5 protein-coding genes and 1 pseudogene are annotated in these 12,055 nt (G+C 36.5%); 1 reads left to right on the forward strand and 5 read right to left on the reverse strand.

The genetic code is table 11. The features are described from left to right. Positions 1-426: 426 nt before the first annotated feature. Positions 427-1,176: a hypothetical protein gene (locus DM84_RS01685; protein ID WP_250777973.1), complete on the reverse strand. Its 750-nt coding sequence runs from the start codon at positions 1,174-1,176 to the stop codon at positions 427-429. 5 nt (positions 1,177-1,181) lie between these two features. Continuing rightward, the gene (locus tag DM84_RS01690) at positions 1,182-1,499 is read right to left on the reverse strand and encodes a hypothetical protein (protein WP_250777974.1); all 318 of its coding nucleotides are present in this window, start codon (positions 1,497-1,499) and stop codon (positions 1,182-1,184) included. A gap of 218 nt (positions 1,500-1,717) precedes the next feature. On the opposite strand from DM84_RS01690, the gene alaS reads away from it, so the two are divergent. After that, positions 1,718-4,363 (forward strand): alanine--tRNA ligase, encoded by a 2,646-nt coding sequence (alaS, locus tag DM84_RS01695; protein ID WP_250777975.1) that lies wholly within the window; start codon positions 1,718-1,720, stop codon positions 4,361-4,363. On the opposite strand, the pseudogene DM84_RS06190 reads toward alaS, so the two are convergent. From DM84_RS06190 to miaB, 3 genes and pseudogenes are all read right to left on the reverse strand, one after another. Further along, positions 4,352-7,066, reverse strand: a pseudogene (locus tag DM84_RS06190) (hypothetical protein). The gene alaS and the pseudogene DM84_RS06190 overlap by 12 nt on opposite strands. A gap of 58 nt (positions 7,067-7,124) precedes the next feature. Further along, positions 7,125-10,481, reverse strand: coding sequence for a class I tRNA ligase family protein (locus DM84_RS01705; RefSeq protein ID WP_250777978.1), 3,357 nt, complete (start codon positions 10,479-10,481; stop codon positions 7,125-7,127). A gap of 48 nt (positions 10,482-10,529) precedes the next feature. Then, positions 10,530-11,864, reverse strand: a complete 1,335-nt coding sequence (gene miaB / locus DM84_RS01710) for a tRNA (N6-isopentenyl adenosine(37)-C2)-methylthiotransferase MiaB (protein ID WP_250777976.1) — start codon at positions 11,862-11,864, stop codon at positions 10,530-10,532. Positions 11,865-12,055: the final 191 nt, after the last annotated feature.

The following is a 12,055-nucleotide window of genomic DNA, read 5'->3' on the forward strand; positions in this document are numbered from 1 at the left end:
CAATTTACAGTATTATAGAGTCAAAACTCGCCACTCGGGATTTCTTTGCCTTTTTTTTATTTGGTAAATTTCTTAGATATTTATTGCTAAAATAGTATCCTAGATTCCAGTATCGAGTACTGGGCAAAAAAAAGGAGCGCTGGAATGACACCGTCCTTTTTCTTTCTTGGATTTCGGTACTTGGAGACATCCACAATCTTTGCTTTTTTTCTGCTTAGTTTAGGTTATGCAAGAGATCTAATCTAAAAGGCCTTTAGGAGCAAATTACTCAGTTTATTGTTTAAACCATTTACCACTACTTGATGCGCATACTTTCACGAGTGCTCTTAAGTAATTCTATACCGTAATTTAAGCCACCATCCTTCCTCTATCCTTACTCTAATAAAGTTTGTAAATAGAGTCTAGTATGGTGGCTTTTACAACTGATTAAATATTATCAAGTTGGAAAGACCGATATGTTCTTGGCTCAATGTTTACTTCATCAAGCAGAGAATTTTGCTCTTCAGAAAATGGAGCTTCTACTTTATTTTCTACACCAGCTTTTTCAACATCGTAACTATCTTCTCTCTTCTTTTTATGCAAAAACCAGCACCCACCCACAGTAACAGCAGCTACTAATAATACAGGTGCTATAATATAAGCATTCAATGTTGATAATTCTGCTACTGTTGTGGCGATAATTCCTGATTCGTTTGGCAATTGAGGTAATGTCGCATTTGTGCTACTCAACTTAGAAAATGCTGGTACGTTTCTTGATGTGACTTTACTAGAGGAAAAAGTAACATTTTTTCTTGTCATATCTTGAACACACTCTATATTTTCAGTCGTAATTCCATTACTAGCATTTGACCTTTTTATTTCTTCCATTACGTGTTTGATCTCTTCAGTTGTTTCATCTGGTGCAAGATCAAGTTTTTGTTGTTTTAAAGGGGCTGATTCTACAGTGAAATATTCGCTACCTTCTTGTACCTTGTAGTCAACCGCTTCAATAGTGGATTCTTCCAATCGCTTAAGATCAGGTAGTTCTGCTGTTGTGTTACCGATGGTGCTAGCATCTTCAGTAGTTCTTTGGCTATCCAGGTTACGCATTCCTTTAATAAAAGGCGAAAAAGTTTCACGACAGAATTCTTTGCCATCATATGTAGAAAAACCAAGTCTTTTTATGTTGTTAAACAAATCGGTCAATAATTTAAACCTTCACTTCCCTGCTTGAAGGAGCATAGATCTGCGCTTTGTTTACGATAAGAACCATCTTCTCCTTTTACCCAGCCATATGATCCAAGAGTTATCATATCACGATAGTTTTTCACTGCAGAGAGGCCACCATTATCGTCGGTGTAAATAACATCGAAAGACTTAACAGCACTTTCATGACTCCCTTCAACTGCAAAGGACATATAATTATCAGATCGAGATGTAAATCTAATCTTTACTCTACTGTTTGCAATTAAACTATAGAACTTTTCAAGTTGATTCATCTGTAGTAACTCCTTTAGCATTCTACACTCCTTAAATTAATTAATAAAAATATTACTCGAACTAACAAATATCTCTTTAATGTTAGTAAACAAACCGCCTGAGGCTACAGTTTTTATTAAAATTTTTATATAATAGTTGCTTTTATTATACTAAATGATATATATATTAACATTTAGGTCGATAAGTTGATTTTACCCTCATTACAGCTTATTATTCGTAGGTAATCTCAATAAAAACGATGAAGCTAAACGAAATTAGAGAAAGATTTATAAGGTTTTTTATAAGTAACAACCATGAGCAGGTTTCTTCTTCTCCTTTGATTCCAGAGCACGATCCAACGCTTATGTTTACAAATGCTGGTATGGTGCAGTTTAAAAACATCTTCACCGGTGTACAAAAAACTAAGATGAAACGTGCTGTTTCCAGTCAAAAATGCTTAAGAGCAGGCGGTAAACACAACGATCTTGAAAATGTTGGCTATACGGCAAGGCATCACACATTTTTTGAAATGCTCGGAAATTTTAGTTTCGGTGATTACTTCAAAGAAACTGCGATAGAACTTGCGTGGAAATTCATTACTGAAGAATTGTCTCTTGACAAAAATAGATTATCCATAACTGTCTATCACACTGATGATGAAGCATACGAGATTTGGCGCAAGGTAAGTGGTTTTTCGGATGATAAAATCATCAGAATTGCAACAGATGACAACTTTTGGAGCATGGGCAATACTGGTTCATGTGGTCCATGTTCTGAAATTTTTTATGACCATGCAAAACCTAATTTACAAGATGATGATAGAGTTGTTGAAATTTGGAATCTAGTATTCATGGAATTTAATAAAGATGAAGAGGGTAATTTACAAAAATTACCAAAAAAATGCATCGATACTGGAATGGGCCTTGAGAGAATAGCAGCTGTCATGCAAAACGTTTATGATAACTATGATATTGATCTATTTTCCGCTCTGATAAATAAGTCGCAAGAGCTCTGTGGAAATACAGAAAACAAAGTAGCTCATAAGATCATCGCGGACCATCTTCGTGCAGCCGTATTTCTAATTGCAGAAGGAATACTCCCTGGAAATGAAGGCAGGAACTACGTACTGCGCAGATTAATTAGGAGGGCTGCACGTTATATCCACCTGCTTGGATATAATGACTCTCTACTCCATCGCATTTTTCCAGTGCTGATAGATAGCTCAAGCTCAGCTTATATGGGAGATGTTTATCCTGAACTAATTAGAGCCAAAAGTTCAATAGAGGCAACGTTAAAATCAGAGGAAGAGAATTTTAAAGATACTTTGATGAAAGGCATTAGTCTCTTGGAGAAATTTACTGCAGATTTAAAAACAGGCGATACTCTGCCAGGAGAATCGGCGTTTAAGCTATATGACACTTATGGATTTCCTTTGGATATCACACTTGATATTTTAAAAGAGAGGAAAATAAATTTTGACCAAAAAGGCTTTAATGACGCAATGAAGGAGCAAAAAAAAAGGGCACGCGCTAAATGGGTCGGATCTGGCGAAAAGTCTGTTGAGCAAATATGGTTTGATTTGATCGATAAATTTGGCAAAACAGAATTTGTCGGTTATGAGTTTAGTGAGGTAAAGGATGCAAAAGTGATAGCCATAATTTCTCCTAAAAATGAAATAATTGATTCTGCGAAAGAAGGGGAGAAGGTAACCATTATACTTGATAAAACACCTTTTTATGGTGAATCAGGTGGGCAGGTGGGTGACACTGGAAGTTTTATTGTCATCCCAGTACCTCTCTTATTGTCATCCCAGTGCTCCGACACTGGGATCCAGATTCCAAACCCAGACGTGATCACAGTGGAAAACACCAATAAGATTAACGACCTATATTTGCACAGGTGTGTAGTTAAATCTGGCTCAATTTGTAAAGGTGACACAGTTACAGCTAGTATTGACAAGAAAAGAAGGCAAGACCTAAGAAGAAATCATTCAGCTACACATCTTCTGCACCTTGCATTGAGAAAAATCTTGGGTGATCACGTAACTCAAAAAGGTTCCCTAGTTGCACCAGATAGATTGCGATTTGACTTTAGCCATAACACTCAAGTTACTCAGGATCAACTGTTTGCAATAGAAGATATGGTAAACTCTCTAATCAGAGAAAATTTTTCTACATCTACAAAAATTCAGAGCATGAATCAGGCAATAGACGAAGGAGCTATGGCATTGTTCGGCGAAAAGTATGGCGACCAAGTAAGAGTGGTAAGCATTGGAAATTCAAAGGAGTTATGTGGCGGCACGCACGTGGAACGTGCTGGAGAAATTGGCCTGTTTAAGATAGTAACAGAATGTTCTATTGCATCTGGAGTAAGAAGGATCGAAGCTTTAACCGGTCAAGAAGCAATTAATTATGTGCGTGGTAATGAAATCAACTTGAAAAAAGTTGCAGAATCCGTAAAAGCGCCAATAAGTGAAATAACAAACCGACTCAGTATTTTAAGCCAAGAGCGCAAGGAATCCGAAGCTAAAATAAAAAGCCTTTATAAAAAGCTCGTAAGCGCAGAGAACATAAAAAGCACTGAAATAAATGGAATGAATTTCGTAAGCTACACTTTTACTGACATTCCAGCAAGCATAATAAGGGAATTTATTCTGCAGCAACAGAAACCAAAAACTGTAATAGCTTTTACAGCAACGGAAAAAAATAAAACAGTGCTGATTGTCAAAGTAAGCAAAGACTTAACTGATAAGATCAGTGCAAAAGAGCTGGTATCTACCGTAACTGGAAGGGGTTGCGGTGGAAACGCTGAACTTGCCCAAATGGGCTGTGATGACGATAAAATAAATCATATCATTACTACTATCTGCAGCAAAGTAGCAGATGTGAAAGAACTAAACAGCTAAAACCCGCCATGGCTGCATTATGCTTACCTCATCTAGTTCTTTGCTAACATTTTTTGATTCATCTTTGCTAATCAGTGTAAATTCAACATCCTTAAAAAATCTATCCCACATTCCAAGCAAATGATTTTTTATCTGAGGCCATATATCCCTTTTAAATGTTTCACCGTCATCAGAAAATACGTTACCTATCAAGCCCCCCACCTCCTCATAACTTGACTCAAAATATTGAAGAAATGTCTTTACTTCTTCATAAGTGTCGTGTGCCACTTTTAACGCCTTTCCTTCTGTACTATTTTCGTTTCCAATAGCTGACAATCCAAGCGTATTATAATTCCAAGCAATCTGCGCAGGCTTTATCACCTTTCTATGTATCCAATCCCAACCTATCCAATTACTCTCAGTATCTTTTGATGTATTTTTTGGTATATGATTTGTTATCTTCTCTACCAAATTGCCTATCAAAGGAGACAATAAATCCTGACAAAAGTGTTTGATATTATTTTTCGTTTTAATCACAGGATGTTTGATGCATCTTTCCGCCAAGTAGTACTCAAGCTCTGCTTTTTCTAATAACTCCTTGATTTTTGCTTCATTAAAAGTTTCTTGCTTGAATGCCTCCAGTAAATCATCTTCTATTATTGCAAATTTTATCTTTTCACGAGAGATTAGTTCTTTTTTGTAATCATTTTTTGTTTTTTCGTTTATCAATAATCCCTCTTTTTCAGATTCTAAGTTCTCTAATGCTTTTAGGATTTGTTTGTTATTTTTTAAGTGCTGCTCTATTAACTTTGTATTCGGATGCTCTTTTCCTTTGCTATTTTGCTCATCTTCTAAGTATTTATTTAAATCCTCGTTTTCTTCTATTATTGCCTTTAATGATGTAGATTGTTTAGGACTTTTTAAATAGTCTTCAATTTCCTTACGATGCAAGTTAATCTTTGCCACTAGATCCGGCGCATCTTTCTTTAGTAGCTTACATGAACGTTCTATACCCTTCGCTTGTTCTTTAAATAAACTTTGAATTCTACATTTTGTTATTTCTAAATACATTTTTGCTATAAAGTCATTTACTTCCTCTGAAGTTTTCTCATTTATCTTTTTTTCTAAACCCTCAAGCTTCCTTATTAGGCTTAGCTTCTCCTCATTAAGTATATCTGATTGTCTCAATTCACCTTTAGCTCTTTTTATTACTGATCTTATTAGTCTTTTCTCAACCTCTTGATCACCATACTCGAATTTAAACAGATCTTCTAATTTCCTTTTCAGAGCACTATCTTTTAAGTTATTTTTTCCTATATCCCCATGTATTTTTCTTAATTCTTCACATATCTCCTCATACCTTTTTTCTCCCATTCCTTTTAACTCTTTTATCATCACTTCAGCTTTACGTAAAGCCTCCGCTGTTTCTTCAGGGTATATATTCCTATAATCATCAATTATCGTCCTTTTAGCTATTTCCTTCTTTTATAAGCTGTTTCTATACTGCTTTAAGCACGGAAAATCCATTATCGCTTGTTATATCTTCATCAGCTAAATCAAGTGCCCCTTTTCTCTTTAGTTCTTTTAGGTCCTTTATTATTATCTCTTTTTCAGTCGGTAATTCCTTACCTTGGCTTCTTAATTCTTGCTCTACTAATACTTCTTTCAGTCTTTCTTCTAATGAAAAACCTTCTTTTCTTCTTTGCTGTGCAAATTTGGTTGCTTGTATAAGGGCAACTCTGTAAGCATCTTGTATTAAGTGACTTATCAGCTTAGGATCTACACTATTCACCGCTTTCAGTCTGAACTCGTTCAACAATTCCTTCAGCTTATCGTATGTAATATCTTTTTTGTCTAGCTTTAACAGTTCTCCCATAGCCTCTGTGAATCCTTGAATCGAAGTTGCAAGCATACTTCTGATCTCATTGCGTAAAGGCACAAGACCATTTTTCAAGTGGATATTAGCCGATAGTTTCAGTATGGTATTATGCTCTGCATCTTGTGTAACAAATAGCTTATCATTTTTATCTTCACACAAATCTCTAAGTAACTGTTCAAATTGTGGTGGAAACTTAATTTCCATATCCCACCTAATGTCTGACTCACCAGCATCTATCTCGTGAAAAGATACTTCAATATTCTGGTGTTCATTCTTATACAACCCACTACCTATTTTAACAGTAGCAACCAAGGAATGAGATAACTTCTTATTAAAAAGATAAAAAGCAGATAAAGCTAGTGTTGCAGGAATAATTAAGGTGACAAGCACAACTATATTAACAGGAATCGCTATTGCAGCAAGAACACTATATGCCAATCTTTTTGCTGTACTTTCACTTACCTCACTTTTTTTTGTTTCATTTACCTCCGGACTGGTTTGTATTTTACCGTCTGCTTTAGACCTGTTTACACTACTAACCCCAATGAAATAGAAGCCATATAAGGAAGCATTAAAGCTGACAGAGCTAAATTCAACACCCGTTTTTCCGGGCACATTCCCTTTATCTCTTCGAATATTTCTTTTAGTATATTATACCAGGAAGTAAAAGAGTCAGAGTCATAACCTTTATAACGAAATATACTTGGTGGAATGTCAAAATGCTTCTCCTTTCCCTCTACACTAGAAATAGATTTTTGTTTTTCTGAAGTAGCAACAGGTTCTTTTTTATCTAAATCACTATTATTTGAGCTAATCACTCTATCAGGATCTACAACAGCATTCATACCATAACCTTACCCCAATTGCCTCAGGTATAGCATAAATACTAATAATTTGCAACTACTAACAATTTAACTTAATACCAACAATTAAATCTTGGTATTTCTTAGAATAGAAATGGGTTCCAATTTCTACATTAATTTCTAAAGATAAGGCAAGAGTCTGCTCTTTTATGTACTCACCCCACGTGTTCACTGCTTCTTTAATTTTCTCATCCTCTGTTTTGATTACTACTCTGATTCTATCGGATATATGAAAATCAGCTTGTTTTCTAGTTTCCTGAATGAGCCTTACAATATCTCTTGCAAGCCCTTCTAGAATTAATTCATCATTTAGTTCAGTGTTTAGGATAACAACTCCTTTGTTGTTATCAAACGCAGAGGAATATTGACTGTTTGCTTTTAATAATAGTTCATACTCACCTTTTTCTATAATGTAGCTTTCTGAGTTATCCCCTAAGAATATTTGTTCGTTTTCAATCTGTTTCCATTTTCCCTCCTTGATATATTGAACTAGTTTTTTGATTTTGTCTGGAACCTTCTTTCCAAGTAGTGGGAAATTTAGTTTTAACTCTAGTGATGCAATACCTTCAAGTTTGTTTACCAGCTCCAGTTTTTTTACATTCACCTCATCTTTTATCATCTCTTGGTACTCATTTGAATCTGCAGCACACTGGATCCCAGTGTCAGCTACTTGGATGACAGGAGAGAACCCCGGGATGACAGAAAGCGGTTTACCTTCAAGAAAACTACAGGAAGACTTGTGATAAATGGTCATACTGCCAAGCGGTTGTCTAATACGTATATTAAAGGTGTTTCTGATAGAGAGTGCAGAGTTGCATATTTCTCTCACTAAATCCACCTTAGCAATGAGCTTGCTATCAAGCTTTTCTAATTGTGGAAAATTGGCCAAATGAACAGATGTTTCTTTATATTTAAGCCCCTGCCATATAGTCTCCGTTATAAGCGGCAATAAAGGAGCTGCAGCCCGAAGTATGTAATAAAAAACCGTATATAGAACATTATAAGCGTCAGCCTTATCCTGATCTAAATCACTTTTCCAAAAACGCTCACGACTGCGACGAATATACCAATTATTTAACACTTCAAAAAAATCTATCAGAATTTTGCAAGCCTCTTGGGAATTGTAGTTGTTCATAGAAGCTTGAATACCTTCTACAGCTTCAAAACATTTGGAGATCATGTAACGATCAATAGTGCTTTGATAATCTTTACAAACCTCAGCTTTAATTCCATCTGCATTTGCATACATGGTGAAGAAGTGATAACTGTTCCAAATAGGTTTTATTATGTTTCTCAGAACGTCTCGGATTGAGTTTCCCTCTTTATCAAGCAGCAAATTACCACCACAAACAATAGATCCGGAAAGCATAAGAAAACGCAGCGCATCAGAACCGTATTTATCAAACACTTCCATCGGATCCGCATAATTGTTCAAACGTTTGGATAATTTCTGCCCTTTTATATCGAGAACAACACCGTGGCATATGCAGTTCTTAAATGGTTCACTGTCAAATAAAGCAGTGGATAATACAAAAAGCGTATAGAACCATCCCCTAGTTTGCGCTATATACTCAGTAATAAAATCTGCAGGAAAATTGTTCTCAAACCATTCTTTATTTTCAAACGGATAGTGAACTTGCGCAAATGGCATTGAACCAGATTCAAACCAACAGTCGAATACATCAGGCACACGACGCATGATTGATCTTCCTGTTGGGTCATCAGGATTTGGTCTTGTTAAAGTGTCAATAAATGGTCTGTGCAAATCATCCACTTTAACATTAAAATCTCGCTCTAGTTCCGCTATCGAACCATACACATCTACCCTCGGATATCTTGCATCGTTTGATTTCCATACAGGGATCGGTGTACCCCAGAATCGATTACGTGAAATTGACCAATCATGTGCTCCTTCAAGCCATTTTCCAAATTGACCATCCCTTATATGATTTGGTATCCAATTAACTTTTTTGTTCAGCTCCGCCATCCTCTCCTTGAACTTTGTCACAGCAACATACCAAGAAGGCATAGTGCGATAGATTAAAGGAGTATCAGTTCTCCAGCAGTGTGGATAATTGTGAATATATTGCTCGGTTTTGAACCAATTTCCTTGTTCTTTTAACTTTCTTATTATCGTATCATTAGTATCAAAGACATGAACTCCTGCTAAATCCGAAACTTCAGCAGTAAATTTGCCTCCGTTATCAATTGGACAAATGGCTGGAATATTATGGTTTTGGCAAAGGTAAAAATCTTCTTCACCAAATCCAGAAGCAGTGTGTACAATACCAGTACCATCTTCTGCTGTAACATAGTCTGCTATGAAAACGCGGAATGCATTTTTCGTATCTTTAAAATAATCAAACAGTGGTTTATAAGAAAGATCTGCAAGATCATCCGCTTTAAGTTTTATATCGCAATTTTTATATGGGATATTGTTTTGTTCACAATGACCGATGAATTTCTCTAGGTAGCTTTCAGCGAAGATGCAAATTTCATTAGGTTGGTCTAATGTCATTCCAGCACTCTTCTCTGTCATCCCAGTGCTTGACACTGGGATCCAAGTTTCTTTCTCTCTAGATTCCAGCGTCACGCGCTGGAATGACGCCAAGGAGTGAACTAACACTGCACAATACTCAATATTTTTCCCTATTGCCAGTGCCAAATTGCTTGGCAACGTCCAAGGAGTTGTAGTCCAAGCGAGTAACTTACATTTTTGTTTAAACTGCTTTGGGTTTTCTAAAAGCTCAAACGCAACAGTTACAGCTTTGCTAGTCTTTTCTCTATATGCATTATCAAGCCTTGTTTCAAAATTGGATAATGGAGTTTCACATGCCCAGCTATAGGGAACAACGCGCACCGATTCATACACTAGACCCTTATTATAAAGCTGCTTAAATGCCCACATGACCGACTCCATGAATGACTTGTCCATGGTTTTATAGTCATTGTAAAAATCTACCCACCTTGCTTGCCTATTTACATACTTTTCCCATTCTGATGAAAATTTCATCACAGAAGTACGACAATGGTTATTGAACTTTTCAATGCCGAATTTTTCTATCTCAGTCCTACCAGATATTCCAAGTTCCTTTTCTGCACCCATTTCAGCTGGCAACCCGTGGCAATCCCAACCAAATCTACGCTCAACTCTTTTTTGCAGCATAGTTTGATATCTTGCAAATGCGTCTTTGATGAAACCAGTGAGTAAATGCCCATAATGTGGCAGTCCATTTGCAAATGGAGGTCCATCGTAAAAGACAAAACAATTATCCTTGGAACGTTCTTCAACTGAACGCTCAAAAATTTTGCTTTCCTGCCAAAATTTTATGATTTCCTTTTCCAACAACGCAAAATTAGGACTACTCGTTGTATCAGGATAATGCTTTGACTTCATATTCATTTTAACTGGATAAATTTAGAGAATATATGACTTTCTGGAAAATCACAAATTCAAAAGCATTCCTGTCCCTAGCAAACTATTCTGCCAAACTTCCAATATCTTCACACTTACTATCTTGTCTCTGTATTTACCTGCAGGATCATCAATGCAAACTGATTGCATATATGGGCTCTTACCAATAATTTGGTCTTGATGTTTGCCTTTTTTATTGCCAAATAAAACAGGAATAGTCTTGCCTACCACACTCTGATTAAATTCAAGTTGTTGTGCACTAATGAGCTTCTGTAAACGAAGAAGGCGCTCTGTTTTAACTTCTTCTGGCACTTGATCCTTCCTTTCCGCCCCTGGCGTCCCCGGTCTTGGGCTATATTTAAAACTATAAGCCTGAGCGTACTTTACTTTTTCTACTAATTTCATAGTTTCCTCAAAATCTTTTTCGGTTTCTCCAGGAAAACCAACGATAAAATCAGAAGAAAATTCGATTTCAGGTTTCAATTTGCGCAATCTGTCTATTATTTCCAAATACTCCTCCGCAGTGTGTTTTCTGTTCATCACGCGTAATATTTTATTCGAACCTGACTGCACAGGCAGGTGAATAAATGGCATGAGTTTTGGTTCTTCCGCATGTGCAAAGTAGAGAGATTCATGCATATCTCGTGGGTGAGAGGTCGTATAGCGGATTCTTTCTAGCTTTTCAATTTTAGCGATATGACCAATTAATTTTCCTAAATCCCATATTTTCCCTTCGCATTCCCCGTGGTAAGCATTGACGTTCTGACCGAGTAAATTGATTTCCTTTGCCCCATTCGCGACTAATTTCAGCGCTTCACGGAATATTTCATTCACTGGCCGTGAATATTCAGCTCCGCGAGTGTAGGGCACTACACAAAATGTACAAAACTTATCACAACCCTCTTGTATGGAGAGAAACGCAGAAGATCCTTGGCTATTACCGTAACACTCATCTGGTAATTTATCAAACTTTGCAACCTCTGGAAAATCGGTATTTATCACATGACCTTTACTTCTGCTTGCTTTGACTATCAGCTCCGGCAGAGTAGCAATGCTCTGCGGGCCAACAACGATGTCCACAAATGGGGCTCTTCTGAACACTTCCTCGCCTTCTGCTTGTGCTACACATCCGGCTACTACTATAGTAATTTCCTTATTTCTTCGTGATGAGTGAATCTTCCCAAGCTCTGAATAAAGCTTTTCTGCTGCTTTTTCTCTAATATGGCAAGTATTCAATATCACCAAATCAGCCTTTTCTGCGTCACTAACAACGTTGAACCCCAGAGGCTTAATTATATTCTCCATTAAAACGGAGTCATAAACGTTCATCTGACAGCCGTAAGTCTTGATATATAGGCCTTTCATACTTTTTTAGTAAAATTATACGAAAAACTGAATTCTAGTACAACTAAACTATTATACAATCCCAGCCGTCATTTAGGTAGTTGATAGAAACAAAAAAACTACTTGACAACCTTCATCGTTACCCTTATCATAGTATTGAAGCTATTTGTTTAACTTCCCAATCTGTACAGGTTAAAATGACAAGAGAACTT

It is taken from the genome of Wolbachia pipientis (assembly GCF_023661085.1).
GTDB lineage: Bacteria > Pseudomonadota > Alphaproteobacteria > Rickettsiales > Anaplasmataceae > Wolbachia.

What these genes read in the sequence shown, in the direction of transcription:
- DM84_RS01705 (WP_250777978.1), bottom strand. Translation starts at nt 10,481, where the DNA reads ATGAAGTCAAAGCATTATCCTGATACAACGAGTAGTCCTAATTTTGCG.
- alaS (WP_250777975.1), top strand. Translation starts at nt 1,718, where the DNA reads ATGAAGCTAAACGAAATTAGAGAAAGATTTATAAGGTTTTTTATAAGT.
- DM84_RS01690 (WP_250777974.1), bottom strand. Translation starts at nt 1,499, where the DNA reads ATGCTAAAGGAGTTACTACAGATGAATCAACTTGAAAAGTTCTATAGT.
- miaB (WP_250777976.1), bottom strand. Translation starts at nt 11,864, where the DNA reads ATGAAAGGCCTATATATCAAGACTTACGGCTGTCAGATGAACGTTTAT.